Below are 26,185 nucleotides of genomic sequence, written 5' to 3'. Positions count from 1 at the left end.
ATATATTCATTCGGTGCAGGGCGGGTGGACTTCAGTGGCACGGATCACTATTCGGGCGGGCGCCGAGCTGGCGATCACCGCCGGAGTCGTGCTCGCGGTTTTCGTGTTCTACCTGCTGGTGTGGACCAACCACCGCACGGCCGCCGCCCAGGACGACCTCAAGGACGACTTCCACGCGCAGCAGCGGACCGGCCAGGTCCAGGAGCAGCGCGGCGAACGCCCCGAGTCCGGCGAGGGCCTCGGCATCCTGCACATCCCCGCGCTCGGCGCGGACTGGAGCTGGGTCGTCGTCGAGGGCGTCGGCGACGACGACCTGGCCCGCGGCCCCGGCCACTTCCCCACGACCGCGCTACCCGGCGAGGTCGGCAACTTCGCCGTCGCCGGCCACCGGGCGACGCACGGCGAGCCGTTCGCGCACCTCGACGAGCTGGAGGTCGGCGACCCCATCGTCGTGGAGACCCACGGCGGCTGGCTCACCTACGACGTGACCTGGGTACGCATCCTCAGCCCGAACGCCACCGAGGTGCTGGCGCCCGTCGCCGGCCATCCCGGCGAGAAGGCGACCCAGCGCACGCTCACCCTCGTCACCTGCAACCCTCGGTGGAGCTCCACCGAGCGCCTCGTCGTCGGCGCTCAGCTCGTTGAGCGGCGTGCCGCCGACGCCGGCCCGCCGCCCGCGATCGCCTGAACGCCGGAACTGGTCGCCCTCACGTTCTTCGGTGGAACTGGATCTTCCCGGTGGGGAGGTACGTCGTCACGTAGGCCGGGTCGTGGATGAGGGTGTGGTGCCAGGCGCACAGGGACGCGCCGTCGTCGAGGTTGGTGTGGCCGCCGTCGCCCCAGTGCTGTTGGTGGTGGGCGTGGAGGCCGGCCGTGCGGTCGCAGCCCTCGGCGCGGCAACCGCGGTCGCGCAGGAACATCGCGATCCGCTGATGCTCGGTGTGGTAGCGGCTCCGCCTACCCAGGTCCAGGGGAACGCTGTTGCCGCCGAGGACGGCGGGGATGATCCCCGCCTCGCAGGCAAGCCGGCGCGCCATGCCGGGGCTGATCTGGTCGCCGGCGTCGAGGATCCCGGCCTTCTCCAGCCGCCCGGTGAGGGTGTCTTCGTCGATGACCACCACGACGGTGGCGTTCACCCCGCCGGCCTGCGGCAACCGGTCGACCGGGTAGCGCTCGATCAGCTCGCACAGCGCCCGACCCAACGCCTCCGGACCGGGCCGCCGTTCGACCCCAGGCCCTTGGGTGGCCGCCACGTGCTTGGGTGCGGCCAGGGCCATCAGCATCTTCCGTAGCGCTGCTGCGTGGTAGGTCGGCAGCGTGAACCGGCCCCGGGTCTTGCCGTCGCCGTCGTCGACCATCGTGACCGAGCAGGCCCGCAGCGCGGCCGCCTCCTGGCGTTGCAGGATCTCGGCCTCTCGGGCGTCGGCCTCCTCGGGGGCGATGACCTCCCACAGCCGCCGACCCAGCCGACCCAACGCCTTGGCGTCGTGGTGCCGGGCCTCGGCGAGCAGGTGCGCCTCCGCCTTCTCGCGCACCTGTGCGCCGAGGTCGGTGGGGAGTCGGTCGACCCACCGGATGACGACCCGCGCCTGCTCGACGCCGATGTCGCCGGCCGCGAGCGCCTCCCGCGTCATGGAGTGCTGTTCGAGGTCGTGGCCGAGCCGCACCGCGCCGTACGCCGCCGCCCGGGTGGTCTTGGTCTGGTGGGCCAGCCAGTTCGCCGCACTGGACGCACCGACCTCTTCGCCGACGTGGATGGTGTCGGCGTGCGCGGCGACCCGGGCCTGCAGTGCGCTGACCTGCGCGGCCAGCCGGGTCAGCTCGACCAGCGTCGCGCCGGCCTCGGTGGGGTCCATGGACCACACCGACGCATCGGACACGGCGTCGACGAGGTCGCGCATCTGCGCGGTCGTCGTCGACACCCGGTGTCGCGGCGTGGCCTGTGCTGTCATGCCGTCTACTCAAGCACCCGCCACCGACACTCAAGGCCCTGAATCCCCTTATTCCACAGGGTTCTGGGTCACGAACAGGTCACGAGCCGGGGCGCTTTTCCACACCCGGATCGATGTCCTGTGGAGGGTGGTTTCGAGGCTCGGGCCTGGCGGCCCTCGCACCTCAACCACCGTGTCCCGGCGCGGGTGGTTTAGAGGCTCGGGCCTGGCGGCCCTCGCACCTCAACCACCGTGACCCCCGACGACGGCGGTTGAGGAGGTTGCGCTAGCAACCGTCTCGAAACCCACCCAGCCAACGCGCGTCCCGACCACAGGTCGGCGCCCTCCCGATAGGCGCCAACGGGGTGCGCGGGAGGAGCCGTCAAGGACGGCGAAGCCGCCGCAGGGAATCCTTGACGGCGGAGGACGCGCGCCCACACTGGCGCCGCCGGGAGGACGACGACACCAGCCCCACCGCGCGGCAGGTGGTTTCGAGACAGGCGCTAGCGCGCCTTCCTCAACCACCGTGCGCCGGACCACGGTGGTTGAGGAGGTTGCGCTAGCAACCGTCTCGAAACCACGTACCCCACACGACCCAGCCCCGACCCGGATGGTGGTTTCGAGACAGGCGCTAGCGCGCCTTCCTCAACCACCGTGGGCGCGCCTTCCTCAACCACCGTGGACGCGCCTTCCTCAACCACTGTGGACCCGCCTCGACCGACACCCGCGGGTGCTTAGTCGCCGACGGTGATCCGGTCGAAGGGCAGGTGGGGCTCGACGGCGGGGAAGACCCAGGCGAGCAGCGCCCAGGTCAGGAGGGCGACGAGGACGAGCGCCTGGGCGACCTTCAGCCAGGTCGGCCCGGGGAGCAGGCGCCAGAGAGCGGCGTACACGGACGTCAGCGTAGAGCGGCGCGGACCGGCGCTCAGCGCTCCCGGAGCAGCGAGCCGAAGCCGTGCACCTTGTCCTCGATGCCGTTCTCGCGCAGCGCCATCCACCAGGTGGCCGCGTTGATCGCGATGACGGGCTTGCCCAGCCAGCGCTCGGCCTCGTCGGCGAGCTCGGCCATGCACAGGTTGGTGCCGCACTGCACGATCGCGTCGACGTCCGGCCCGTCGACCTCGAGGATCGCCTCGCGCAGGGTCTGCTCGGAGACGTGCGCGATCGCGACGGCGCTCTCGCAGGAGAGGCCGCGGATCCGGCCGACCTCGAAGCCGAGCTCGGTGAAGAAGGTGCGGACGTTCTCGTCGCCGATCGGGGTGTACGGCGTGACGATGCCGATCTTCCTCGCGCCGAAGAGCTGCAGCGCCCGCTCGCACGCCTCGGCTCCGGTGGCGACGCCGAGACCGCCGGAGAGATCCTTGATCTGCTGGACGAACTGGCGGTTGCCCTCGACGCCGTCCCAGAAGGTCTCGGCGCTCATCCCCATGACCATGTAGTCGGGCTCCATGGTCATGACGCCCTCGACGCAGTCGGCCATCGCGGCCCGGATCTGGACCAGCAGGTTCTGCATGCCCTCGTCGTCGGCGATCCGGCCGTCCCGGATCAGGATCCGGCCGTAATGCGAGGTGACGCCCGGGACCCGCATCATGTCGAACTCGGGCTGGACGATGGTGTTGGTGCTCGGGGCGATCACGCCGAACTTGCGGCGGTAGCCGAGGCGGTCCGTCACTGGAGTGCTCCTACCTGGGTGGGGGTGGGGTCCGCGGCCGGCGTCGCCCGCTTGCGGATGCCGAGGGCACCGAGCAGGAAGCACAGCTGGACGATCGAGTTGGTCAGCTGCTCGCCCCACTGCAGCTCCTCGGACTGGTGGGGGCGCGCGGCCAGCGGCGGCAGCACGAGCGTGCCGACGATGTAGACGACGAAGAACAGGACGCCGAGGCGGTGACCCTCACGGCGCGAGATGCCGATGCCGAGCACGCCGACGGTGACGGCGCCGATCGCGGACGCGACCAGCAGCGGCCAGGTGTCCATCACGACCAGTGCGGCGACGCCGGCCAGCACCGGCAGCACCAGGAACGGCGGCCACGGCACCTGACGCCGATTCCGGACGCCCCACAGGGCGCACGCGATGCCGGCGAACCCGAAGGCCAGGCACGGGAAGAGCAGGTTCTCCAGCACCGGGTAGTCGCGGCACGGCTCGGCCGCGACCAGCAGCTTCCACAGCGCCTTGGCGAAGCCGCCGAGGGTCACCAGCGCGCCGGCCAGCAGCGCGGGCAGGCGTACGGCGGGCAGCACCCGCCCGGCCGCCGACCCGAGCACTACCGAGCCGGCGCCGGCGAGCAGCACCGGCACGAAGTCCTCGATCGCCAGGGCCAGGCCGTACTCGGTGCAGGGGTCGACCACCATCAGGCGGCACCCGGCGTGGCGTCGGCGAAGATGTCGCGCTTGCGGAGGCCCGCGGTCAGGAAACGGCTCATCGCCTTCGGGGTGGTCAGCCAGGCGACGCGCGTGCCGGACTTCTGCGCCCGGAGCAGCCGCTCGGCCAGCCAGGGCGTCACGGTCTCGACCCGGTCGCCGAGGATGTTGAAGATCTTGCGCGCCTTCTCGAACGCCTCCGGATCTCCGGCGTAGTCGTCGACGAGCAGGTCCGTGGCGACGATGCCCGGCGACAGCAGGCCGACCTTCACGTCGCTGCCCCGGACCTCCTTGACCAGGGTCTCGGTCAAGTAGGTGACGGCCCGCTTCGACGCGCCGTACGTCGCCATCCCGGCCTGGACCTGCCCGGTCGAGCCGAAGCCCTCCATGTTCCAGATCCAGCCGCTCCCCTGCCGCTGCATCCCGGCGAGCGCGACCACACTGCCGTTGGCGGCACCGAAGGTGTTGGTCGCGAAGACCGACTCCACGGTCTCGGGGGCGACCTCGGTGAGCGGCCGGCGCGGCGCGGACACGCCGGCGTTGTTGATCCAGACGTCGACGCGGCCGTACGTCGCCACCGCGTGGTCCCACAGCGCCTGCAGCGACGCCCGTGAGGTCACGTCGGCGGGCACGCCGGTGGCCCGGTCGCCCGCGTCGAGCCGGGCAAGCGCCCCCCGGACGCTCTCCTCCGAGCGGCCGCAGAGCACCACCCGGCAGTCGCGGGCCAGCAGCTCCCGGGCCAGGCCCAGGCCGATGCCGCGGGTGCCGCCGGTGACGACGACGACCCGGCCGGTCACCGGGCCTCCCAGGTCAGCAGACCGTGCACGAAGTGGGTGGTGGTGTCGCCGCGGAAGAGCTGCCAGACGACGGCGAGCTCGCGGGAGTCGGGATCGATGAGGACCTCGCGGCCCCTGATCTTCTCCACGCCGCGGGCGTCCGGGCCGACGAGGTGCTGGCTGGTGAAGAGCGCGCGCCCGTACGACGTGGCGTTGCCGAACGCCTCGGGCCCCTCGTACTGGGTGCGGGCGCCGTCGCGGACCCGCTCGAAGCCGTAGCTGCGGTCCAGCGCGCCGGCCCACGTCACCTGCTGGCGGGCGCGACGCAGCGAGAGCGGCTCGTGCTCGATGGTCACCTGCACCTCGCCCAGCGAGCTCTGGTCGGCGGCGTTGACGAAGAGGCTGCCGGTCCAGGCGCCCTTCTCCTTGGTCGGCAGCACCTGCGGCACCGAGCCGCGCCTGGTCTCCAACGCGATCCACTCGTCGACGAGCCGCCTGGTCTCCGGGTTGGTGTCGGCGTCGAAGGTGCGCTTGTACACGCCGTTGAAGACCGCGCACACCGCCCACCCGTCGTGCAGCACCGAGGAGTAGACCTGGGTCTCGCCGTCGGCGAGCACCTGGTTCCAGGTCCGCAGGTCGGCCTGCCAGCCCGGCGAGTAGTAGTGGGCGTCGACGAACAGGCCGTAGGGCTGTCCGGTGCCGTAGAAGTCCGGGCCGCAGTAGACGCGGTTCTCGTCGGAGTCGACGATGCCGAAGTCGAACTGCGCGCCGAGCTCGAAGCGGTTGCGCAGCGGGCCGCTGGCGTCGAGCTGGGTGTTCATCCAGTAGCGCGCGACGCCGTCCTCGACGACGCTCGCCCGATCGACCCGCTCGAAGCCGACGTGGTTGCCCTGCGCGTCGAAGAGCCCGGGGCGACCGTGCCACTCCCCCTCGATGCGCCGCTGCCACTCACTGGTCTCGATGGGATTCTCCGACACCGCGGTCACGCGGACACCTCCGTGCTCGTGGGAAGGCTCGTGGGAAGGCTCGTGGGAAGGGAGTTGTCGACGAGCTGGACGCGCACCCGCTCGGCGAGGTCGAGGCCGAGCAGCCGCTGGACCTGGGCCCAGACCTGGTCGACCTCGGGGCTGAAGATGTTGGCCCGGTTGCGCTCGTCGCGCGCGGCGAGATCGGTGTCGACGACGTCCGCGACGACCTCCGCGGGCACGCCGGCCTCGACCAGGGAGAACCAGTGGTCGAGGTAGGCCCGGACCGGGCCGTCGATGGCCCGGAACGCGTCGGCGTCGGCGCGGTGCACCAGCATCCAGGGCGACATCATCGCGAACTGCCGCGGGCCGATCGTGGTCCTGGTCAGGCCCGGCCGGGCCTCGACCTCCTCGTACGTCGCGTCGAGCGGCGTGTGCGCCCAGTCGAGGTAGGTCAGGTGGGTGCCGAGGTCGACGCGCGGGATCAGGTCGAGGTGGAAGGCGTAGCTGCCCTGGCCCTCGACCGAGTCGAGGGTGAAGTGCGGGACCGCGACGTCGGCCGGCGCGAAGGCGAACACCATGTGGCTGTCGAGCCCGATCTGGGGCACGGACAGGCCGACGTACACGACCTTCGCGATCCGCTCGCCGGTGAAGACCCGGACCTCGCCCACCGGCTGCGGTCCCATCACCGAGACCAGCTCGAGGTACGGCGCGCCGTCGGGTCCCCCGACCTCGGTGAGGCCGCCGCGCTCGACGATGGTGTCGAGCGTGCCGTGACACAGGGCCGCGGGCAGGCTGATGTGGGTGTCGCTCATGCCTTGACCTCCTTGACGGTCTGGTCGCCATCGATCCCGGAGTCGGTGCGCGGCAGGTCGCCGCGCTCCTCGCGCTCCGCCATGCCGCCGCGCAGCTGCTTGCTGCGGACCTCCTTGAAGTTCCATGCGCTCGCGAGCTCGGGCACCTCCTTGCGCACCGGCGACGGGATCACCCGCGCCTCGACGCGGGCCGGGCCCTCGCCGACGATCGTGTTGCCCTCGACGCTCCAGCCGGCCTCGATCAGCTCCTGGCGCCGGCGCCGGTAGAGCACGGCGTTGTAGTCGCTCTTCACGTGCAGCTCGTCGGAGAGGTCGAACGGCAGCAGCTCGGGCCGGACCGCGTCGACGATGGCCTGGTCCTCGTACAACACCTTGAAGACGCGGCGCTTGGCGTCGCGGTCGGCCCACTTGCCCTTGAAGAACGTGCGCAGCGCGACGAACTTGACCAGCGTGGTCTCCTCGTCGATCGGCACGTTGACGTCGAAGATCTTCAGGTCGCCCATCGGCGTCTTGATGTGCAGCAGGATCATGTTCGGCAGCCACCACGTCGTGGACACCGGGACCGGCGGGCGGTCCTGGAGCGCCTTCTGCTTGTTGGGGTTGATCAGCCCCCAGATGCCCTTGGAGCGCGGCGGGTTGAGCTCCACCGACACCTTGCAGTGCCACGGCGAGCTGTCGATCTCGAACTCGGGCACCTCCGGCTTCTCCCGGTTGCCGAAGACGCCGCCGTGCACGAACGGCGTGTGCGCCACGTCGACGCCGTTCTCGAGGATCCGCTCGTAGTTGGACTTCCAGAGGAAGGATCCGGTCACCGCGCGATAGGTTTCGGTGTCGTCGATGTCGGACCAGTCCGGGATCGGCGGCCGCTCCTCCTCGGGGAGGTCGCCCATGTAGACCCACACGAACATGTACTTCTCGACCACCGGGTAGGAGTCGATCCGGGCCTTGCGCGGGATGCCCTTGTCGGGGTGGGCGGGGATCTTCTGCACCTCGCCGTTCGGCTTGTACTCCCAGCCGTGGTACGGGCAGACGATGCAGTCGCCCTTGATCTCACCGCCCGACAGCGCGGCGCCGCGGTGCACGCAGAGGTCCGACATCGCGACCACGGAGTTGTCGCTGGTCTTGCGGTAGAGCACCAGCTGCTGCCCGAGGACCTTGACCTTCTTCGGCTTGCCCGGCAGCACGTCGTGGCTGAACTCGACGGCGTACCAGAAGTTCTTGAACATCTGCTTCTCCTAGCTGCGACGGAGGTCGGCGATCTCGGGCGGAGCGTGCTCGGCGAGCCGCTCCCACTGGGTCGTGGCGTCCGGACGGTCGGTGAGCCGGGCCGCCAGGAAGGCCGACACGACCTCGGCGAACACCGCGCGGAGCCGGTCCTGGTCGGCGTCGGTCGGGGTCTCGAGGAAGCCGCGCGCCGTGGACGGGTCCTCCGGGTGCGCGACCAGCATGTGACCGGCGCCGGCGAGCCGGACCAGCCAGGCCTCGGTGGTCGCCGGCAGCGCCTCGCGCCAGGTGCGCTCGACCGGGTCGTGCCCCGGGGCACCCGGCTGCTCGCCGTACCGGATCGCGCTCGCGGCGACCACGCCGTCGTGGGTGCCCGCGACCAGCAGGGTGGGCGCCTGGACCGGAGCCGGCAGCAGCGTGCCCGGCGGGTAGCCGATCAGCTGCGACGCCATCGTGTGCGCGCCGTACGCCACGACCGCGCGCACCTCGGGGAACCATCCCCGACTCGCCGACTGCAGCAGCACCGTGCCTCCGGCCGAATGGCCGAGCACGCCGACGCGCTCGAGGTCGAGCAGGCCGGCCAGTGGGCCGGTCTCATGGAGGCCGGCCAGCGCGTCGAGCACCGGTCGCAGCGCGGGCGTCGTCGGCCGCTCCCCGTAGTGGTCGGGCCCGGCCGCGACGATGTCGACGCCCGGCGTCAGTCCGTGCTCCCCCGGGAACAGCTCGCCCACCCAGTCGTAGCCGACGACCACGAAGCCGTCCTCGACCAGGCGGAAGGCCAGCCACCGGTAGGCGTCCGCCGGGCAGTTGACGCCCGAGACCAGCACCACGACGGGGTACGGCGCGCCTGCGGCGTCGGCCGCGAGACGCCCACTCATCCGCTCGACGTCGTCGCGCGGTGGCAGCGCCGGGTAGCGCACGGTCAGGTGCACCGTGTCGTACGGCGCCGGCGCCCCGGGGACGCGCGTCGCCGCGCGCAGGCTGCGGACCAGGACGGACAAGACGTCAGCCCTGCTCGTGCGCGCGCGGCAGCCGGCGGTCGCCGCCCCAGAGGGCGCGCACCAGGGTGTTCGTGAGCTCCTTGCCGAAGAAGCGGTCCCCCATTTCGTTGGCCGGGTCGCGCTCGGCGATGTTGCGCCGGGTCGCGAGGTCGTCGGCGGCCAGGGCGGCCTGCTCCTCGGCGGGGATCCGCTCGGCCTCGTCGACCCACCGCAGCCAGCGGTCCAGGTGGTCGGTCGCGAGCTGGGTGACCACGTCGGTGGTGCGGCCGTCAGTGGGCGCCGTGTACGCGTGCCCCATCGGTGAGACGCTCGCCCGGACGAAGCCGCTGCGGCTCACGAACGGGGCGAGGAAGTCGTTCTCCTGCTGCACCTGCTCCCACTCCGCGTTGAGCGGGCCGTAGTAGCGGTCGAAGGAGTCGGTGTCGGTGAGCAGGTTGGTGCGCGGCACGGAGTCGACGAAGATCCAGGCCTGGGGGAACGCACCCAGCGCGAGGCCGAAGTGCGGCACCTTCACCTGCGGGCCGAGCCAGATCGTCAGGTGGATGTTCGCGAAGCCCAGCGTCGCGTTCTCCATGTGGGAGTGCACCATCCAGTCGATCTCCGGGCCGGCGTAGCCGCGGATCCGGCCGGTCGGGCCGCCGTTCTCGCCGCCGAAGCTCTCCAGCACCTCGGTCGAGGGGTCTCGGGTGAGCTCGAACCGGTCGGCCACCTTGGCCTCGAGGCCGTCGACCAGCTCCATCCAGGTGCCGAAGATCTCCGTGATGTCGGTCGGCGGAGCCTCGTCGTAGAACTCGCGCACGGACTTCAGGGTCTGGCTCATCGTGCTCCTCGCAGCCGGCTCGATCGGGTTCGGAAAGTATATATAATCTACGACATGGGATCGGGGAGATCCACCCTCGGATCAAGCATCCGCCGAAGTCGGGACCAAAGTCCCGAATTTCGACCGGCCGCCGACCGATAATCGCCGCGGTGCCGCCGGGGGCCCGGGTCAGCCCGGGTACGCCGCGGCCGCCAGCCCGGACCCGCCGGCCCGGAACGCACCGGGGGCGTGCACCACGCAGGGCTGGGTGTGCTCGAGCACGCCCTCGTCGCCGTACTCGCGGCCCCAGCCGGACCGCTTGACCCCGCCGAACGGCGCGCGCAGCGACATGCCGGTGCGGTTGTGGGTGTTCACGAACGTGAAGCCGGCGTCGATCCTGGCGGCCACGGCGAAGGCCCGGTCCTCGTCGGCCGACCACACCGAGGCGGCCAGGCCGAGGTCCCCGGCGTTGGCCTGTGCGACGGCCTCGTCGACCGAGTCGTAGGCGAGCACCGGCAGGCTCGGGCCGAACTGCTCCTCGACCACGAGCGGGTGCTCGGGCGCGGCGCCGACCACCAGGGTGGGGCGCAGGTAGTAGCCGCGACCGAGATCGGTCGCGTCGTCGACCTCGCCGAGCACGAACGCCTCCGCACCGCGCGCCGCGGCGGCGTCGACCAGTCCCCGCACCCGGGCGGCCGAGTCGGCCGACACGACCGGACCGATCGTGACGCCCGCGTGCAACGGGTCGCCGAGCCGCAGCACCCGAGCGGCCGCGGCGCGGTAGGCATCGACGACCTCGTCGTGGCGGCGGCGCGGGACCAGCAGTCGCTTGACCGCCATGCAGACCTGCCCCGAGGTCGCGAAGGTCGCCATCACCAGCCGGTCCATCGCGTCGGGCCCGAGGTCGGCGTCGTCGAGCAGGAGCGCCGGATCGTTGCCGCCGAGCTCCATCAGCGACGGGGTGAGCGACCGCCCGGCCAGCGCAGCGAGGGCGCGCCCGGCCCGCTCGCCACCGGTGAACGCCACCCGGTCGACGCCGGCGTGCCCGACCAGGGCGGTCGCGGTCGCGGCGTCGCCCTGGACGACCTGCACGAGGTCGGGGCCGACGGCCCCCAGCGCGGAGCCGAGCAGGTCGACCACCCGGGCGATCGCGAACGGCGCCAGCGGCGACGGCTTGACGACGACGGCGTTGCCCGACACCAGCGCCGGGCCGAGCTTGAGCGCAGCCAGGATGACGGGAGCGTTCCACGGCGTGACGGCCGCGACCACGCCGTACGGACGGCGCCGGATGACCAGGCGCCCGGCCTCGTCGTCGACGACCTCGTCGACGAGCAGCGCCTCGGCGCGGTCGGCCGACCAGCGCAGCACGGTGACGGCGAAGCCCAGCTCGCCGCGACAGTCGGGCAGCACCTTGCCGGTCTCCCGGGCCATCAGCACCGCAAGGTCGTCGATCTCGGCGGCGACGCGATCGGCGCCCGCCCGCACGGCGGCGCACCGCTCGGCGAGGGAGCTCGCCGCCCAGGCCCGCTGCGCGGAGCGGGCCCGGGCCACGGCAGCGTCGACGCCGACCGGGTCGGTCGCCTCCACGCTGCCGACGAGCTCGTCGACCCGAGCGGGGTTCTCCCGCTGGATCACGGCTGCACGCCCACCATGTCGACGACCTTGCCGGACCGGAGGGAGTTGATCATCGAGGTGTTGAGCAAATGCCTGCGCATCCGCTCGCGGTCGGCGGCCAGCTCGCGCAGCTCGTCGTGGTAGGCCCGGATTGCCTCGGGGTCGTCCTGGCGCAGCTTCTCCCAGTTGTCGTGGGTGATCGTCTTGACGTAGGAGAGGGCGACCTCGCGGCGCGCCTCGCACGCCTCGTCGAGCTGCTCCCGGGTGCCGGCACCCCGGATCAGGGCGAGCAGCGCCCGGGTCTCGACGTACGCGTCGTGGAGGCCGCTGTTCATGCCCATCCCGCCCAGGGGGTTGTTGATGTGGGCGGCGTCGCCCATCAGCAGCAGCCGGCCCCTGCGGAACGTGTCGGCGACGCGCTGGTGCACGCGGTAGAGGGTGGTGTGCAGGACCTGCCACTCGCGGCCGAGGTCGGCCACGCCGCGCAGCCGCTCCTGCACGCGCACCGGGTCGCTCTCGACCTCGTCCGGGGTGCTCGGGTCGGTCGGGAAGAGCACCCGCCAGTGCTCGGGGGTGCGCAGCAGCACCAGCCACTCGGTCGGGTCGAAGACGTAGTTGACCGCCGAGATGCCCGGCAGGATCGACTCCAGGTCCTCGGTGGTCGAGGCGACCAGGAACCGCTCCGGGTAGGTCATCCCCTCGAAGGTGAACCCGGCCGTCTGCCGCACCTGCGAGTTGGCGCCGTCGGCACCGAGCACCCAGTCCGCGGTGAACGTGTCGCCGGCCTCGGTCGTCACGGTCGCGGTGGTGCCGTCGGTCTCGGCCCGCACGACGCGCTGGCCGAAGTGGACCGTCACGTCGTCCATGCCCTCGAGGACCTCGAGGATGATCGGCGTCAGCTTCGACTGCTCCAGCTGGACCCGGAACGGGAACCGCGTGTCGTCGGACAGCACGCCCAGGTCGAGGTCGGCGATCGGGCCGGTCCGCCGGTCGCGGTACTGGAACCCGGTTGACACCAGCCCGCGCTCCATCAGCGGCTCGAGCACCCCCAGCTCGTCGAGCATCTCCAGGCTCGGCGGGTGGAACGTCGAGGCCCGCGACTCCCCCGCCAGCGACCCACCGGCCTCCAGGACGGTCACCCGCACGCCGCCCCGGGCCATCAGCAGCGCCGCGGTCATGCCGACCGGGCCGGCACCGGCGACGATCGCGTGGGTCTGGCTGTGCTCGCTCATGCGGGATCTCCTGCGGCGTACCGCTGCTCGAGGGCGAGGAGGTCGGGCAGCCCGACCAGCGTGGTGAGGTCGTCCCAGCCGAGCCGGTCGACACCGCCGGCGTCACCGGTCGCGGCGATGGCGGCGTAGACCGCCTCCTGGGCGCGGGCCGCGGCGAGCAGGGCGGACACCGGGTGGATGACGACCCGGACGCCGAGCTCACCCAGGGCGTCGTGGTCCAGGGCCGGTTGGTCGCCGGCCGCCTCGGACCGGTTGACGACGAGGGGCGGGCAGGCGCCGGCCGCTCGGATGACCCCCTCGACCACCCGAGCCAGGTCCGACAGGCCCGCACCCTCGACGAAGACGGCGTCCGCGCCGGCCTCGGCGAACGCCACGCATCGCTCGGTCGCCGAGGCGACCCCCTCGACGCCGAGCGCGTCGGTGCGCGCGACGACGACGATCCCGCTGCCGGCCTCCACCGCCGCGCGCACCCGCGCGGCCGCCTCGGCCACGTCCACGACCTGCTTGCCGGCGAGGTGGCCGCATCGCTTCGGGGCGACCTGGTCCTCCAGGTGCAGCCCGGCGATGCCGGCCGCGGCGTAGGCCTGCGCGGTCACGCGGGCCTGCAGCGCGTTGCCGTACCCGGTGTCCGCGTCGGCCAGCAGCGGCTGCCCGTCGAGCGCGGGGACGACGCCCCGCGCGACCCGCACGATGTCGCCCGCGTGCACGAAGCCGAGGTCGGGCAGGCCGAGCCCGACGGCGGAGGCGACCGCACCCGACAGGTGCGCACCGCGGACGCCGGCACGCACCGCGAGCCGGGCGCCGACCGCGTCGTACACGCCCGGGAAGTGGACCAGGTCGGGGCCGCCCAGGATCGCGCGGAGCCGCTGCGCCGCCGGCTGGGCGGTCATCGGCCGTGCAGGGCGGTCATGCCCTCGACGCCGACGACGCGGGCGCCGGTGAAGATCCGGATGGTCTCCACGGTGCCCTCCTCGCCGAGGCCGGAGAGGCCCCAGGCCGGGCGCGGCGTCATCAGGTGCAGGCTCATGATCGTCGAGCCGTTGACCTTGACCTCGCCCGCGCGGACCTGCCGGGCCACCGCGAGGGCGCGCTCGGTGTCGGTGCCGACGACGTACCCCTCGAGGCCGAACGGCGTGCCGTTGGCGAGCGCCACCGCCTCGGCAACGGTCTCGTAGGTGTGCACGGTCGCGACCGGTCCGAACATCTCCTCCGTCGCGGCCGCCTCCGGCACGCCGGTCACCAGGGTCGGGGCGAGGAAGCTGCCCGAGCCCGCGGGGAGCTCGGTGCTCGCGTGCGCCGTGCCCCCGGCGGCCGCACGGGTCGCGATCTCCTGACGCAGCCGGGCCGCGTGCCGGGAGTGGACCATCGGGCCGAGGTCGGTCTCGGGGTCGAGCGGGTCGCCGGCGCGCAGCCGCGCGAGCCGGTCGAGCGCCCGGCCCAACACCTCGTCGGCCATCGTCGCCGGGACGACGAGGCGGCCCAGCGCCCGGCACCACTGGCCGTTGAGCGTGGTCAGCAGGTCGACGGCGGCGGTCGCGGCCGCCTCCGGATCGGCGTCCGGCACCACGACCAGCGGGTTGTTGCCACCGAGCTCGAGCTGGAGCGCGGTGAAGTCCTCGGCGCAGGCCGCCGCCACCGCGCGGCCGCCGATCGCGCCGCCGGTGAACGACACGGCACGCACCCGCGCATCGCGGACCACCAGGCCGCCGACGTGCGGGCCGCCCTGCACCAGCTGGAACAGGCCCGGGTGGACGCCGGCCTCGGCGAGCACCCGGCCAACCACGCGGGCGAGCTCGGAGGTGCCGTACGGCGCGTACTCACTCGGCTTGAGGATCGTCGGCGCCCCGGCCGCGAGCGCGCTCGCAACCTTGTGGGCGGCCATGGGCGCGGGGGCGTTCCACGGCACCAGGCACACGGCCGGGCCGAGCGGGAGCCGGTGCACCTCGACCGGGTGGCCGCCCTCGGAGGTCCGGTCGTCGCGCAGCACCCCGCCCCGCAGCATCTGCGCCGCGAGTCGGAACGCCCCGGGCACGATCACCCCGACGATCGAGGTCTGCCGCACCGGCACGCCGGTCGCGAACGCCTCGAGCGCGGCGATCCGCGGCAGCTCCGCCTCGAGCGCATCCCCGATCGCGTCGAGGACCTCCGCGCGACGCTCGACGGCGAGGGCCAGCCAGCCACCCTCGTCGTACGCCGCCGCCGCGCTCGCGATCGCGCGCTCCACGTCGGCGTCGGAGGTCGCCGCGGCGGCACCGAGCGGGACGCCGCGGAACGGGTCCTCCAGCACCAGGTCGAGCTGCTGGGTGGGCGTCGTCCACTCGCCGGCGACGAGCTGGCCGGGCTCCGGCAGCTCGATGTTCGCGTTGGTCACTCTGTGGTCCCTACTTCGTGAAGCTGTCGGTGGTGGTCAGACCCGCCCAGCCCTCGTTCTCGACGATCATCTTCGCCAGGTCGAGCTTGCCGCGCTCGGCCGGGAACGCCTGGACCAGGCCCATCGCGGTGTCGCGCACCGCCCGGCCGACCGGGTTGCCCATCAGGGCGCCCGACGTGCCGCACATCTTCAGCGCGGTCAGCGCCACCTCGTGCGCATGCTCGCAGATGGCGCCCTTGGCGAGCTTCCAGCTCTGCACGACCTCGTGCTTCGGCAGGATCGGCGGCTCGCTGGCCTCGAGGTCGATCTGGCGTCGCAGCCAGAGGTTCGCCTCACCGAGGTGCCGCTCTCCCTCGCCGATCAGCACCTGGTGCATCGGGCTGGAGGCGATCGGCTTGCCGGTGTCGGCGAAGCTCGCACCCATCGTGCGGGTCATCGCGTAGTCCCAGACGCCCTGGGCGACGCCGGCGTAGATGGCCGCGATCGCGATCTGGTTGCCGACCCAGGACCCACGCGACATCGAGGTGGCCCGGGTGAAGGCGCCGGGGACGGCGAGCGAGAGCTCGTCGGGCACGAAGCAGTCCTCCAGCACCAGGCCGTTGTTGTCCGAGGCCCGCATGCCCAGGCCCGTCCACGGCGAGCGCGGCCGCGCACCCTCGGAGTCGCGGGCCACCAGGAAGAGGGTCAGGGCGTCGAGCCCCTCGACGTCCTCGCGGCGGGCCGTCACCAGGTAGTAGTCCGCCGAGCCCGACAGGCACCCGAAGGACTTCTCGCCGTCGAGCACCCAGCCGCCGTCGGCGCGGGTGGCGGTGGTGCGGATCAGCACGTTGGCGTTGGAGGCCTTGACCGCCTCGCTCGCGAAGTTGCCGATGGCCTTCTGCTCGGTGCCCATCAGGTGCAGCACCCGCTCGGCGAAGGCCCGGACCACCGGCGCCTCGTCGGCGTCGTACAGGCCGGCCTCGAGCGCCGCCAGCGGCAGGAGCCCGCGCGAGGAGGAGGAGCAGTGGAAGAAGTAGGCGAGCGCGGTCGAGCCGCAGGCCTTGCCGAGGGTGTACGTCGTGGCGGCCAGGTCGCGCAGGCCGCCGCCGAGGCCGCCGTACTCCTCCGGCACGACCAGGCCGAGCAGGCCGGCGTCGCCGAGGAGCTTGAGGTGCCCCTCGGGCAGCGCCCCGGCCTCGTCGGCCGCCTCGGCGGCGGCGGCGATCGCCGGCAGCACCGACTCCACCCGGGCCGCGCGCTCGCGCTCGGCACCGGTGAGGTCCGGAAGCAGGTACTCCGCGGTCAAGGGGGCGGGCAGCTGTGCCGTCATCCTGCGGCTCCTACTGGGTTGGTCGGGGCCGGGTCGGCCTCGAGGTGGGTCCCCGGAGAGGGGGCGAGCGAGATGCGGAGGGTGTCCGCGACGAGCCCGACCCGCGCGGCATCCGCGGGCGTGTCGACGTCGAGCTCGCCGAGCAGACGCACGAGGTCCTCGGTGGCCACCGAGCCGTCCAGCCCGGCCAGGGTCGTGTTGAAGTGGTGGACACCGCTCTTGAGCGCGGTGAGCGCCTTGACCAGGCCCAGCCGGTCCCGGTCGCCGAGCCGGGCCCGCAGCGGCACCGGCCGGGCCAGCCCGACGGCGTCCTGCAGCACCGAGCGCACCTGGAGCGGGGTCGCCGCGCCGTAGCTGTCGGACATCCCGATCTCCAGCACGCGCGCCTCGGCGAGCGCGACGATCGCGTTGAGCACCGTGTCGGCGTGCTCGGGCGCGAAGGCGTGTCGGATGATCACCGACGACCGCTCGGCCTCGCCGTCGACGATCTCGCGGACCCGGTCGAGCGCGCCGGGCCGCGACGGGTCCAGGGCGACCTCGACGACGTCCACGCCCAGCGCCAGAGCCCGGTCGCGCTGCTCGCGCGTCGCGACCAGCGCGCTGGCCCCGGTGGCCAGCCGCTCGGTGAGCTCGACCGGCTGCCGCTCGGACCGGGCCAGGTCGAGCAGGCGCACCCGGACGCCGCTCTCGGCGACGTCGCGGGCCACCCGCAGCACCGCCGCGTCGGGGTGGCGACGCGCCCGCAGCGCCGCGATCACACCGCCGTCGGCGAGGGTGGCGACATCCGGAAGCACGTCGGCGAACTGGCCCCAGCCGCGCGAGTGGAACAGCAGCGGCGCCGTACGCCGCGCCGCGTGGCCGGCGACGACCTCGCCGACGAAGATCGTGTGGTCGCCGCCGGGGTACTCGTGCACCACCCGGCAGTCGAGCCAGCCGAGGGCGGAGTCGAGCAGCGGCGTCCCGGTGTCGGCGGTCGTCCAGGTCTCGCCGGCGAACCGGTCCTCGACCCCGGGCACCATGCCGGCGAAGCGGCGGGCCACCTCGGCCTGGTCCTTGGCGAGGACGTTGATGCCGAAGACGCCGGAGCCGGAGATGAGTCCGTGGGAGTAGAGCCGCCGGTCCAGACAGACCGAGACGAGCGGCGGGTCCAGGCTCACGCTCGAGAACGAGCTGGCGGTCATGCCGTGCCAGGCACCGTCCACCAGTGTCGTCACCACGGTGACGCCGCTGGGCCACTGCGCCATGACGTCACGGAACGTCGCGGGGTCGACCATCGACACCCCCTTTCACTAGAGAATATACAATATCGAATAGGATCCGGGCGCAAGCCGTTCACCACAACTCATGTCGGACATGCCACGATTGGCCACGGTCGGATCCGGACCGGAACACCGCAGCATCGAAAGCCCAGGAAGAGAGCCCGCATGGCCCGCACGCCGCGCACGGGAGCGTCGGTACGCCCCATCGCCCACCTGTCACTGGTCGACCGCGTGACCGACGAGCTCCACCGCGCCATCCTCAACGGCGACATCAAGCCCGGTGCCGCGGTGTCGATCGTGGAGCTGTGCGAGCAGTTCGACGTCAGCCACATCCCCGTACGCGAGGCGCTGCGCCGCCTCGAGAGCGAGGGGCTGGTGAGCCTGCGACCGGGCCGCTCCGCCCTGGTGGCCTCACTCAGCCGGGAGGACCTGTCCGGCATCTACCGGCTGCGCAAGATCATCGAGGGCGACCTGGTCCTGCGCGCCATGGAGACGATGTCGGAGGAGCGGCTCGCCCGGGCGCAGGTCGCGCTGGACGAGTACGCCGAGATCGAGCGCGAGCCGGCCTCGCTCGCCGCGGCCCACCACGCCTTCCACGCCGCGATCCTCGACGAGGTGACCGGCGGGGTGGACCGTCGCGTGCTGGAGATCCTCTGGCACTCGGCCGACCGCTACCTGCACCTGCTCATGGACAACCTCGACACCGCGCCCGAGACCACCCGGGCGCGCATCGACGAGCACCGGGAGTTGCTCGACCTGGCCCGAGCGGGTCAGGCCACGGAGCTCCGCGACGCCTGGATCGCCCATCTCGAGAGCACGGAGAACGCGCTGCTGGCCGCGCTCGAGTCGGACCCCGAGACCCACGCCGCCGAGGCCTGAGCACCGGGGCCCGAGCGGGAGCGCTCAGGCCCCGGACGGCATCGCGACCAGGGCCGCCGCCAGGTCCCAGGGACGGCCGTCGACGACGTCGGTCCCCTTGCTGACGAACCGGTTGGTCGCGCACGCCGGGCGCAGCGTCGCCGTCTCGACGGCCCCCGCGGCGCGCACCGGCTCGGGACGGCTGATGATCCCGGCGAACGGACCGCGGCCGGGTGCCCAGAGCGTGAAGTCGGTCGACAGCGGGAACAGCGCGCCCCCGCCGTGCGCCCCGCGCCGGCTCGCGACCGCGACATTGAGGCGGTTCTCGGCCGCGCGCTCGAGGAGCAGCGGGTCGAGGTCGGTGGCCGCCTGGACCGTGAACGGCACGGCCACCACGTCGACGTCCTGGAGCGCCGCGAGCCGGAAGGTCTCGGGGTAGAGCGCGTCGTCGCCGACGACCAGCGCCAGTCGGCCCCATGGCAGGTCCGCGACGGCCAGCCCGTCGCCGTACGCCGTCGCCCACGCGTGCCGGGCACACGCGTGCAGCTGCGGCTGGCGCAGCACCACCCCGTCCGCGGAGAGCACCAGCCCCGCGTGGACGTCGCCGTCGGCCACGCTGGTGGCCACGACGGCACCGGAGCCCGCGAGCGCCGCGACGATCCGCGCGGGCTCGAGGCCGGCGAGCTCGGGCAGCACGACGAGCCGGGCGCCGGTGGCCAGCGCGTTCGCCACCAGTGCCGACAGGTCGTCACCGTCGGCCGGGCTGACCACCGCCGCCGCCAGCTCCTCCGCCCCCGCCGGCCGCTGCCGTCCGCGCGGAGCAGCCACGATCGGCCCGTAGAGCTCGGGGCGGCGCGCGGCCATCACGTCGGTGCCGTCCGGCCGGCGCTTGTCGTCGGCCGCGGCAACGTCGATGTCGGCGACGACCACCGCCTCGCCCGTGCGCGGCGCGATCGCCACCACGGTGCCGTCGGGCGCCACGATCTGGCTCTCCCCCGCGCCGTGCAGCAGCCCGGCCGGCACGCCGACACGCTCGGCGACCACGTCGATGCTGCGCGCCGGGACCAGCGGCCCGACCTTGTTGGCGGCCACCACCCAGACCCGGTTCTCGACGGCGCGCACCGGCACGTGCAGCGACGCCTCGTCGAGGGCGAACGAGTTGAGGCTGTTGAGCAGCACCTGCGCGCCGCCGACGCCGAGCATCCGCGGCGTCTCGTTGATGACGCCGTCCATGCACGAGTAGAGGCCGACCCGGCCGAACTCGACGTCGACGACCGGCGAGGCGGCGATCGCCGGGTCGAGGTGGTCGCGCTCGCTGCCCATCAGCACCTGCTTGTCGGTCACCGCGAGGATCTCCCCCGCGGGCGAGAACAGGAGGTTGCTCCCGGTGGTCCGGCCGTCCTCGCGGGCCAGCGTGCAGTTGGCCATCAGGTGGATGCCGCGCTCGCGCGCCTTCGCGCCCAGCGCAGCCACGAACGGCCCGTCGAGGGTCAGCGCCATCCGGCGGGCGTGCGCCCGGTCGTCGTACCACGAGACGTGATTGCAGAACTCCGGCAGCACGACGACCCGGGCGCCCTCGTCCGCCGCCCGGTCGGACATCCGCAGACAGGTGGCCAGGTTGGCGGCCACGTCCTCGGTCACGGCGAACTGGGCGGCGGCCACACGAACGATCGGCATCCATGACTCCTATATATGATCTACGCTTCCGGGACACCCTCGCACACCCCGCCCCCGAACGATAGGAGCAGGCCGCATGCCGGAAGCGACCCATGAGGAAGTCCGGGTAGAGGCCTTCCCCGGCCGGCCGCCGGTCACGATCGACCCCGGGAAGGTCGCGCCGTTCGGCTGGTGGGCGGCGATCGTCGTCGCCCTGGTCGCCTTCATCGACCGGGTCGAGTACAACCTGGTCGCCGGCGCGCTGCCCGCGATCCAGGAGCACTTCGGCTTCGGCGACACCCTGGCCGGCGCGATCCCGACCGCCTCCGCCATCGCCGGGGTGATCCTGCTGCTGCCCGCGGGCCGGCTCGCGGACCGGGGCCGGCGTACGTCGATCATCGGCCTCGTGGTGCTCACCTGGGCGGCCTGCTCGGTGCTCAGCGGCGTGGCCACGACGTTCGCCCTGTTCTTCGCGAGCCGGATCCTGCTGGGCGCGGCCGGCCAGCTCTACAACCCGCCCGCGTCGAGCCTGCTCGCCGACTACTACCCCGGCCGGGCCCGCGGCAAGGCCTACGGCCTCGAGCGGGCCGGCTACTACCTGGGCCTCCCGGTCGGCGTGGCGATCGGAGGCGCGCTCGCGCAGGCCGTCGGCTGGCGATCGGTGTTCTTCATCGTCGCCGTCCCGGGCGTCGTCGTGGCGCTGCTCGTCTTCACCGTGCGCGAGCCGCTGCGCGGCCTCGGCGACCGGATCGACCGACTGCGCGGCGCCACCGGCGCGGACGAGGCGCCGGAGACCACGCTGCGCGCCTCGATGCTCGGCGAGGCGCGCGAGGTGCTGCGGATCGGCTCACTGCGCGGCGTCATCGTCGGCCTGTCGCTGCTCTACCTCGGCCTCGGCGGCCTCTTCTACTGGCTGCCGACCTTCCTCGAGCGCACCGAGGGCCTCGACTACGACGCCGCGGCCGGCCTTGCGGGCGGCGTCGGCGGCATGGGGATCGTCGTCGGCATCGTGCTCGGCAGCCGGATCGGCGACCGGCACCACGGCACCCGGTCCGCCTGGCGGTTGCGCACCGGGGTCGGCTTCCTCGCGCTCGGCGCCCTCGCCCTCACCGGTGCCGTGCTGCTGCCCGGCCTGCCGCTGCGGCTCACCCTCGTGGCGCTGTCCTGCGTCGGCTTCGCCGGGGCGATCCCGAACCTCACGGCCGCCTCCGCCGACGTCGTACCCGCCCGCCAGCGCGGCCTCGGCTTCGCGGTCCTGCAGTTCGTGACCACGCTCGGCGGCGCCGCCGGCCCGCTGCTGATCGGCCTGATCTCCGACGCGGTCGGCTCGCTGCGGATCGCCCTGTTGGCGCTGATCCCGCCGCTCTTCGTGGCGATCGTGCTCCTCCAGCGCACCGGCCGGCACTACGACGAGGACGCCCGCCGCGCGCTGACGTAGGCCGGCGAGATCGAGAGGACGACTTCTCGGGCCATCCCGTCGGTTCTGGGGTGGCAGTGGCCGAGAAGTGCAGGGCCTCGATCCTCAGCCCCAGTGGTGGACGATCGCCTGCCCGGCGCGGGCGGGCACGACGTCCCCGGCCGGCACGTGCGCCCAGGTGGCGTCGGCGGTCCAGAGCACGTCGACGTCGGCGTCGAAGGCCTGCTCGGGCAGCTGGTCGTGGACGGTGACGGTGCCCACCAGCTCGGCGTGCGGCCCGCGCTGCTGCCCGGCGACCAGCGCGGCCACCGAGGCGGTGCCGGCGTCGGCGGCCTCGCCGTCGGTCCAGCCGCCGCCGGGCCCGGAGAACCACACCACCGCCCGGGTGTCGTCCTCGACCGAGGTCGCCGCGCGGGTGGCCCGCGGCTCGACCACCAGGTAGTCGCCGAGGCCGGCCGTGACGCCGCTGATGCTCAGCGCGCCGGAGAGGATCACCATCTCCTCCCCCGCCGGCTGGTGGCCGACGGCGTCGCGGCTCCAGCCCGGCGGGAACTGCACCAGGACGGTGCGGGTCTGTCGCTCGGCGTCGGCGTGCAGCAGCACGAGTCGCGCGGGCAGGTCCGAGCCGGCGATGTGGTGCTCGCGCCACTCGAGGTCGGCGGCGTCCAGGTCGACGAGGGTCATCGGTTCTCCTCAGGCTTGATCGGTGGCTGATCGGTCGGCGGGGTGGGTGGTCAGGTGGTCCACGACCTCGGCCTCCGAGAGCACGTCGGCGTACTTGGAGTCGAGGTCGAAGAGGTTCTGGTCGTGGGTGGCCGGATCGCGGTCGCCGCACGCGTCGGCGACCACGACCGGCCGGAAGCCGTGCTGCAGCGCGTCGAGCGCGGTCGCGCGCACGCAGCCGCTGGTGGAGAAGCCGGTGACGACGACCGTGTCGACGCGCCCGGCGGTCAGGGTCGCGACCAGGCTGGTGCCGAAGAACGACGAGGCGTACTGCTTGCTCACCACGACCTCGCCCGGCAGCGGGGCCGGCGCGGGCGGGAACCCGGCGTACGGCGAGCCGTCCTCGAAGACGCTCAGCCCCGGCACCTTGACCCCGAACCAGCCCGCGTCCGCGCCGCCCGGCGCCAGCCGCACCGCGGTGAACACGACCGGGTGCCCGGCCCCGCGGGCCGCGTCGACGACCCGCTCGACGCTGGCCCGGGCGCTCTCGAAGCGGCCGCCGGCGTCGGTGAGCGGGCCGCCCTCGAGGTAGGCGGTCACCACGTCGACGACCACCACCGCCGGCCGGCCGCCCCAGCCGATCCGGCCGCGGAAGCCCACACCGGCGTAGTCGTCCTCACGGCTCACCGGGCGGTCCATCAGATGACGCCGGACTCGGCGAGCTCCGCCCGCCGGGCCGCGTCGAGCCCGAGGAGGTCGCCGTACACCTCGTCGTTGTGCTGCCCGAGATCCGGACCGGTCCAGCGGATGCTGCCGGGGGTGGCGGAGAGCTTGGGCACGACGTTCTGCATCGCCAGCTCGCCGAACCTCGGGTCGGCGACCCGGACGATCGCATCGCGGGCGATGAAGTGCGGGTCGCTGAGCATGTCGGCCGCCTTGTAGATCCGACCGGCGGGCACGCCCCCCTCGTGCAGCAGCGCGAGCAGCGTGTCGGAGTCGTGCTTCGCGGTCCAGACGGCGATGTGGTCGTCGAGCTCCTGCTGATGCTCGCCGCGGCCGGAGTGGTCGTGGTACCGACTGCCCTCGGCGGCCAGCTCGGGCTCGTCCATGAGGGCGGCGAGCCGGCCGAAGACCGAGTCCTGGTTGGCGGCGATCAGGATCAGCTGGCCGTCGGCGGTCGGGTAGACGTTGCTGGGCGCGACGTTCGGGAGCACCGCGCCGGTGCGCTCGCGCTGGTAGCCCTGGACGTCCCACTCGGTGACCGTCGACTCCATCATCGCGAGCACGGCCTCGTAGATCGCGCTGTCGACGACCTGCCCCTCGCCGGTGACGTCGCGGTGCCGCAGCGCGGCGAGCGCGCCGATGGTCGCATGCATCGCCGCGAGTGCGTCGCCGATCGAGATCCCGGTGCGCGAGGGCTGCCGGTCGGGCTCGCCGGTGATGTAGCGCAGCCCGCCCATCGCCTCGCCGATCGAGCCGTAGCCGGCGCGCGACGAGTACGGCCCGGTCTGGCCGTAGCCGCTGACCCGGACCAGCACCAGTCGCGGGTTGATCTCGCGGAGCCGGTCGTACCCGAGCCGCCACCTCTCGAGCGTGCCGGGGCGGAAGTTCTCGACGAAGACGTCGGCCTGCCTGATCAGCTCGACGAGGAGGTCCTGGCCGGCGGCCTCGCGCAGATTGAGCGTCACCGAGCGCTTGTTGCGGCCGACGACCGGCCACCACAGCGAGCTGCCCTCGGACTTCTCGCGGCCCCACTGGCGCATCGGGTCGCCGACGCCGGGCGGCTCGACCTTGATCACGTCGGCGCCCAGGTCGCCCATCAGCTGACCGGCGAACGGCCCGGCGAGCAGCTGGCCCGCCTCGATCACGCGCACCCCTGCCAGAGGTCCCACACTCGTCATGGCTCGATCATATATCCGATAGACTTGTCTCCATGCCGGATGTCCAGATCGTCGAGGTCGCCCCCCGTGACGGGCTGCAGAACGAGCAGCGCCTCGTCTCCACCGAGGACAAGGTGACGCTGGTACGCCGGGCGCTCGACGCGGGGCTGCGCCGGGTGGAGGTGACGGCGTTCGCCCACCCCGAGCGGGTGCCCCAGATGGCGGACGCGGAGACCGTGATGGCCGAGGTGCGCGACGACCCGCGCCTGCGCTCGATCGGCCTGGTGCTGAACCGGCGCGGGCTGGACCGGGCCATCGCGGCCGGCTGCGACGAGGCCACCGTCGTCGTGGTCTGCTCCGACGGGCTGGCGGTGCGCAACCAGGGCGTGGACACCGCCACCCAGGTCGCCGCCTGGCGGGCGATGGCCGACGACGCGCGCGCGGCCGGCCTGGCGACCACGGTGATCCTCGCGGCGGCGTTCGGCTGCCCCTTCGACGGCGAGGTGGCGACCTCCCGGGTACTGGAGGTCGCCCGCGCCGTGCTCGACGCCGGCCCCGACGAGCTGGCGATCGCGGACACGATCGGCGTCGGGGTGCCCGCCCAGGTGCGCTCGATCGTCGCGGGCCTGCGCATCCTCGCCCCCGACCTGCCCCTGCGCGCCCACTTCCACAACACCCGCAACACCGGCTATGCCAACGCGGTGGCCGCTATCGAGGCCGGCGTGGGCGTGCTCGACGCCTCCGCGGGCGGCATCGGCGGCTGCCCGTTCGCCCCTGGAGCCACCGGCAACATCGCCACCGAGGACCTCGCCTACCTGCTCGAGCGCTCCGGCGTCCCCTCGGGCGTCGACCTCCCCGCGATCGCCGCCACCGGCACCTGGATCAGCGAGCTGGTCGGCTACTCCCAGGCGCCCGCCATGCTCGGCCGCGCGGGCGGCTTCCCGCGCTAGTGGCCATCACCGGAAGTTCTTCGGGTGGCCCGAGGAACTTCCAGCGACGACCACTGGATGACTAATTCCAAGGGATCGTGCAAGCGAGCGGCGCTCAGCGCCGCTCCGGCAAGGCGCCGATGCGTCGGCAGACTGGACGTCTTTCAAGCGTCGGCAACGCCGCCGGAGCGGATGATGAGCGTCGCGCAGCGTGCGAGGCCTTGGAATTAGTCATCTAGGCCGCGGTCAGCGGCCCGCCGTCAGGTCCGGCAGCTCGGCCGGCAGCAGCTCCGGCAGCGGGATCTCGAGCACCTGGCTCAACGCCACGAGCGTGGTCAGGCGCGGGTTCATCGGCGTGCCCGGTCGGGACTCGCCCTTCTCGAACTTCTGGTACGTGTACGCCGCGATCCCCGCCGCATGGGCGACCCGCTCCTGACTGAGCCCCTTCGCCTCGCGAGCGCGCAGCAGGTTCAGGCCCAGGTCACGCGCGAAGGTCTCCCAGGTGAGATCGACCTTCTTCTCGACCCTCTTGCGCGCCACACCGACCAGCCTGCTGGCGCCGCCTGCACCAGATGGCCATACGAGTATGGGAATCTATGGATGGTCCAGCCGAATCCGGACGGCCGAGCCGGGCCGACAGCGAGTGTCGGTGGCTCGACCTAAGGTACCGGGGAAGCACGAAGCGACGGCACGGAGACGATGGCATGACCGAGGAGCGAGCCTCGCCTGAGTCACGCGGACCGGGCCGCCCTTCGTGGCTGCACGAGCCGTGCCCCGAGTGGTGCACGCGCGTCCACCGGGAGTCCGACCACCCCGAGGACCGCAGGCACCAGGACGACGGGGTCGCCATCGCCGCGGTCGCCGGCGACGTCGACCCCGACACGTTGACCATCCACCCGCGGTCGACGGAGCTGACGGTGCGGCGCTTCCTCCCGGTCGGCCCGCCACATCGCAGCTGGTGGCAGATCGAGGACAGCGAGGGACGCTCCAGCCGGCTCCTGCTCTCCGACGAGAGCGCCCGAGCCCTGCTCGCCGTCCTCACCGATCGGATCCGCTGACCCGCCGACCCCGACCCTCCGGAGTGGTGGACCGCGACATGTGGCAATCTATAGATGGCCATACTCATAT

Annotated in this window: 26 protein-coding genes; 5 read left to right on the top strand and 21 right to left on the bottom strand. The window is 72.9% G+C overall.

What is annotated here, in order from left to right; all coding sequences use genetic code 11:
• Positions 1–34 precede the first annotated feature (34 nt).
• Positions 35–688, top strand: a complete 654-nt coding sequence (locus tag FHU40_RS17040; protein ID WP_183593424.1) for a class E sortase — start codon at positions 35–37, stop codon at positions 686–688.
• A 19-nt stretch (positions 689–707) separates the two neighbouring features.
• On the opposite strand, the gene FHU40_RS17035 is transcribed toward FHU40_RS17040, so the two are convergent.
• The 16 genes from FHU40_RS17035 to FHU40_RS16960 form a co-directional block, all read right to left on the bottom strand.
• Entirely contained in the window at positions 708–1,952 is a 1,245-nt protein-coding gene (locus FHU40_RS17035) for an HNH endonuclease signature motif containing protein (protein WP_183593423.1), read from the bottom strand.
• Between the two features lie 713 nt (positions 1,953–2,665).
• Positions 2,666–2,824, bottom strand: a complete 159-nt coding sequence (locus FHU40_RS17030) for a hypothetical protein (RefSeq protein ID WP_183593422.1) — start codon at positions 2,822–2,824, stop codon at positions 2,666–2,668.
• Between the two features lie 32 nt (positions 2,825–2,856).
• Complete coding sequence (locus FHU40_RS17025; protein ID WP_183593421.1) at positions 2,857–3,603, bottom strand: aspartate racemase/maleate isomerase family protein; 747 nt, start codon at positions 3,601–3,603, stop codon at positions 2,857–2,859.
• Positions 3,600–4,280, bottom strand: a complete 681-nt coding sequence (locus FHU40_RS17020) for a hypothetical protein (protein WP_183593420.1) — start codon at positions 4,278–4,280, stop codon at positions 3,600–3,602. Before FHU40_RS17020 ends, FHU40_RS17025 begins: the two co-directional genes overlap by 4 nt.
• Positions 4,280–5,086: an SDR family NAD(P)-dependent oxidoreductase gene (locus tag FHU40_RS17015; RefSeq protein WP_183593419.1), complete on the bottom strand. Its 807-nt coding sequence runs from the start codon at positions 5,084–5,086 to the stop codon at positions 4,280–4,282. The genes FHU40_RS17020 and FHU40_RS17015 overlap by 1 nt, the downstream gene beginning before the upstream one ends.
• Entirely contained in the window at positions 5,083–6,051 is a 969-nt protein-coding gene (locus FHU40_RS17010) for a hypothetical protein (protein WP_221199876.1), read from the bottom strand. Before FHU40_RS17010 ends, FHU40_RS17015 begins: the two co-directional genes overlap by 4 nt.
• Positions 6,048–6,845 carry a hypothetical protein gene (locus tag FHU40_RS17005; protein WP_221199875.1) on the bottom strand — a complete coding sequence of 266 codons (798 nt, stop codon included), beginning with the start codon at positions 6,843–6,845 and terminating at the stop codon, positions 6,048–6,050. Before FHU40_RS17005 ends, FHU40_RS17010 begins: the two co-directional genes overlap by 4 nt.
• Complete coding sequence (locus tag FHU40_RS17000) at positions 6,842–8,071, bottom strand: aromatic ring-hydroxylating dioxygenase subunit alpha (RefSeq protein WP_183593418.1); 1,230 nt, start codon at positions 8,069–8,071, stop codon at positions 6,842–6,844. The genes FHU40_RS17005 and FHU40_RS17000 overlap by 4 nt, the downstream gene beginning before the upstream one ends.
• Before the next feature lie 9 nt (positions 8,072–8,080).
• Positions 8,081–9,070, bottom strand: coding sequence for an alpha/beta hydrolase family protein (locus FHU40_RS16995; RefSeq protein WP_183593417.1), 990 nt, complete (start codon positions 9,068–9,070; stop codon positions 8,081–8,083).
• Positions 9,071–9,074: 4 nt separating this feature from the next.
• A complete protein-coding gene (locus tag FHU40_RS16990) occupies positions 9,075–9,890 on the bottom strand; it encodes an oxidoreductase (RefSeq protein WP_183593416.1) in 816 nt (271 codons plus the stop codon).
• A gap of 168 nt (positions 9,891–10,058) precedes the next feature.
• Positions 10,059–11,504, bottom strand: a complete 1,446-nt coding sequence (locus FHU40_RS16985) for an aldehyde dehydrogenase family protein (protein ID WP_183593415.1) — start codon at positions 11,502–11,504, stop codon at positions 10,059–10,061.
• The gene (locus FHU40_RS16980; RefSeq protein WP_183593414.1) at positions 11,501–12,715 is read right to left on the bottom strand and encodes an FAD-dependent oxidoreductase; all 1,215 of its coding nucleotides are present in this window, start codon (positions 12,713–12,715) and stop codon (positions 11,501–11,503) included. Before FHU40_RS16980 ends, FHU40_RS16985 begins: the two co-directional genes overlap by 4 nt.
• The gene (locus FHU40_RS16975; RefSeq protein WP_183593413.1) at positions 12,712–13,605 is read right to left on the bottom strand and encodes an isocitrate lyase/PEP mutase family protein; all 894 of its coding nucleotides are present in this window, start codon (positions 13,603–13,605) and stop codon (positions 12,712–12,714) included. Before FHU40_RS16975 ends, FHU40_RS16980 begins: the two co-directional genes overlap by 4 nt.
• The gene (locus tag FHU40_RS16970) at positions 13,602–15,086 is read right to left on the bottom strand and encodes an aldehyde dehydrogenase family protein (RefSeq protein ID WP_221199874.1); all 1,485 of its coding nucleotides are present in this window, start codon (positions 15,084–15,086) and stop codon (positions 13,602–13,604) included. Before FHU40_RS16970 ends, FHU40_RS16975 begins: the two co-directional genes overlap by 4 nt.
• Positions 15,087–15,096: 10 nt before the next feature.
• Positions 15,097–16,395 (bottom strand): acyl-CoA dehydrogenase family protein, encoded by a 1,299-nt coding sequence (locus tag FHU40_RS16965; protein ID WP_183593412.1) that lies wholly within the window; start codon positions 16,393–16,395, stop codon positions 15,097–15,099.
• Positions 16,392–17,669, bottom strand: coding sequence for a flavin reductase (locus FHU40_RS16960; RefSeq protein WP_183593411.1), 1,278 nt, complete (start codon positions 17,667–17,669; stop codon positions 16,392–16,394). Before FHU40_RS16960 ends, FHU40_RS16965 begins: the two co-directional genes overlap by 4 nt.
• 150 nt (positions 17,670–17,819) lie before the next feature.
• Between FHU40_RS16960 and FHU40_RS16955 the strand changes: the two genes are divergently transcribed.
• Entirely contained in the window at positions 17,820–18,533 is a 714-nt protein-coding gene (locus FHU40_RS16955) for a GntR family transcriptional regulator (RefSeq protein WP_183593410.1), read from the top strand.
• A gap of 24 nt (positions 18,534–18,557) precedes the next feature.
• On the opposite strand, the gene FHU40_RS16950 is transcribed toward FHU40_RS16955, so the two are convergent.
• Positions 18,558–20,189, bottom strand: a complete 1,632-nt coding sequence (locus FHU40_RS16950) for a carbon-nitrogen hydrolase family protein (protein ID WP_183593409.1) — start codon at positions 20,187–20,189, stop codon at positions 18,558–18,560.
• Between the two features lie 76 nt (positions 20,190–20,265).
• On the opposite strand from FHU40_RS16950, the gene FHU40_RS16945 reads away from it, so the two are divergent.
• Positions 20,266–21,606 carry an MFS transporter gene (locus FHU40_RS16945; RefSeq protein WP_183593408.1) on the top strand — a complete coding sequence of 447 codons (1,341 nt, stop codon included), beginning with the start codon at positions 20,266–20,268 and terminating at the stop codon, positions 21,604–21,606.
• A gap of 84 nt (positions 21,607–21,690) precedes the next feature.
• Here FHU40_RS16945 and FHU40_RS16940 read toward each other — a convergent pair whose 3' ends face one another.
• From FHU40_RS16940 to FHU40_RS16930, 3 genes are read right to left on the bottom strand one after another with little or no spacing between them, the layout of a single operon-like run.
• The gene (locus FHU40_RS16940; RefSeq protein ID WP_183593407.1) at positions 21,691–22,269 is read right to left on the bottom strand and encodes a hypothetical protein; all 579 of its coding nucleotides are present in this window, start codon (positions 22,267–22,269) and stop codon (positions 21,691–21,693) included.
• 9 nt (positions 22,270–22,278) lie between these two features.
• Entirely contained in the window at positions 22,279–22,935 is a 657-nt protein-coding gene (locus tag FHU40_RS16935) for an isochorismatase family protein (protein ID WP_215524834.1), read from the bottom strand.
• A gap of 11 nt (positions 22,936–22,946) precedes the next feature.
• Positions 22,947–24,149 (bottom strand): CaiB/BaiF CoA transferase family protein, encoded by a 1,203-nt coding sequence (locus FHU40_RS16930; RefSeq protein WP_183593405.1) that lies wholly within the window; start codon positions 24,147–24,149, stop codon positions 22,947–22,949.
• Between the two features lie 32 nt (positions 24,150–24,181).
• Between FHU40_RS16930 and FHU40_RS16925 the strand changes: the two genes are divergently transcribed.
• Positions 24,182–25,078: a hydroxymethylglutaryl-CoA lyase gene (locus FHU40_RS16925; RefSeq protein ID WP_183593404.1), complete on the top strand. Its 897-nt coding sequence runs from the start codon at positions 24,182–24,184 to the stop codon at positions 25,076–25,078.
• A gap of 225 nt (positions 25,079–25,303) precedes the next feature.
• Here FHU40_RS16925 and FHU40_RS16920 read toward each other — a convergent pair whose 3' ends face one another.
• Positions 25,304–25,597, bottom strand: coding sequence for a helix-turn-helix domain-containing protein (locus tag FHU40_RS16920; protein ID WP_183593403.1), 294 nt, complete (start codon positions 25,595–25,597; stop codon positions 25,304–25,306).
• A gap of 164 nt (positions 25,598–25,761) precedes the next feature.
• On the opposite strand from FHU40_RS16920, the gene FHU40_RS16915 reads away from it, so the two are divergent.
• Positions 25,762–26,115 (top strand): DUF6907 domain-containing protein, encoded by a 354-nt coding sequence (locus tag FHU40_RS16915; RefSeq protein ID WP_183593402.1) that lies wholly within the window; start codon positions 25,762–25,764, stop codon positions 26,113–26,115.
• The last annotated feature ends 70 nt before the right edge of the window (positions 26,116–26,185 follow it).

This window comes from Nocardioides soli (assembly GCF_014191495.1).
GTDB lineage: Bacteria > Actinomycetota > Actinomycetes > Propionibacteriales > Nocardioidaceae > Nocardioides > Nocardioides soli.
The sequence above is the reverse complement of the archived record's forward strand: the minus strand, read 5'-3'. Positions and strand labels throughout refer to the sequence as shown.

Excerpts from the sequence above, each read along its gene's own strand:
- FHU40_RS17035 (WP_183593423.1), bottom strand. The coding sequence starts at position 1,952 with ATGACAGCACAGGCCACGCCGCGACACCGGGTGTCGACGACGACCGCG.
- FHU40_RS17020 (WP_183593420.1), bottom strand. The coding sequence starts at position 4,280 with ATGGTGGTCGACCCCTGCACCGAGTACGGCCTGGCCCTGGCGATCGAG.
- FHU40_RS17005 (WP_221199875.1), bottom strand. The coding sequence starts at position 6,845 with ATGAGCGACACCCACATCAGCCTGCCCGCGGCCCTGTGTCACGGCACG.
- FHU40_RS17000 (WP_183593418.1), bottom strand. The coding sequence starts at position 8,071 with ATGTTCAAGAACTTCTGGTACGCCGTCGAGTTCAGCCACGACGTGCTG.
- FHU40_RS16990 (WP_183593416.1), bottom strand. The coding sequence starts at position 9,890 with ATGAGCCAGACCCTGAAGTCCGTGCGCGAGTTCTACGACGAGGCTCCG.
- FHU40_RS16980 (WP_183593414.1), bottom strand. The coding sequence starts at position 12,715 with ATGAGCGAGCACAGCCAGACCCACGCGATCGTCGCCGGTGCCGGCCCG.
- FHU40_RS16975 (WP_183593413.1), bottom strand. The coding sequence starts at position 13,605 with ATGACCGCCCAGCCGGCGGCGCAGCGGCTCCGCGCGATCCTGGGCGGC.
- FHU40_RS16965 (WP_183593412.1), bottom strand. The coding sequence starts at position 16,395 with ATGACGGCACAGCTGCCCGCCCCCTTGACCGCGGAGTACCTGCTTCCG.
- FHU40_RS16960 (WP_183593411.1), bottom strand. The coding sequence starts at position 17,669 with ATGGTCGACCCCGCGACGTTCCGTGACGTCATGGCGCAGTGGCCCAGC.
- FHU40_RS16955 (WP_183593410.1), top strand. The coding sequence starts at position 17,820 with ATGGCCCGCACGCCGCGCACGGGAGCGTCGGTACGCCCCATCGCCCAC.
- FHU40_RS16950 (WP_183593409.1), bottom strand. The coding sequence starts at position 20,189 with ATGCCGATCGTTCGTGTGGCCGCCGCCCAGTTCGCCGTGACCGAGGAC.
- FHU40_RS16945 (WP_183593408.1), top strand. The coding sequence starts at position 20,266 with ATGCCGGAAGCGACCCATGAGGAAGTCCGGGTAGAGGCCTTCCCCGGC.
- FHU40_RS16940 (WP_183593407.1), bottom strand. The coding sequence starts at position 22,269 with ATGACCCTCGTCGACCTGGACGCCGCCGACCTCGAGTGGCGCGAGCAC.
- FHU40_RS16930 (WP_183593405.1), bottom strand. The coding sequence starts at position 24,149 with ATGACGAGTGTGGGACCTCTGGCAGGGGTGCGCGTGATCGAGGCGGGC.
- FHU40_RS16925 (WP_183593404.1), top strand. The coding sequence starts at position 24,182 with ATGCCGGATGTCCAGATCGTCGAGGTCGCCCCCCGTGACGGGCTGCAG.
- FHU40_RS16915 (WP_183593402.1), top strand. The coding sequence starts at position 25,762 with ATGACCGAGGAGCGAGCCTCGCCTGAGTCACGCGGACCGGGCCGCCCT.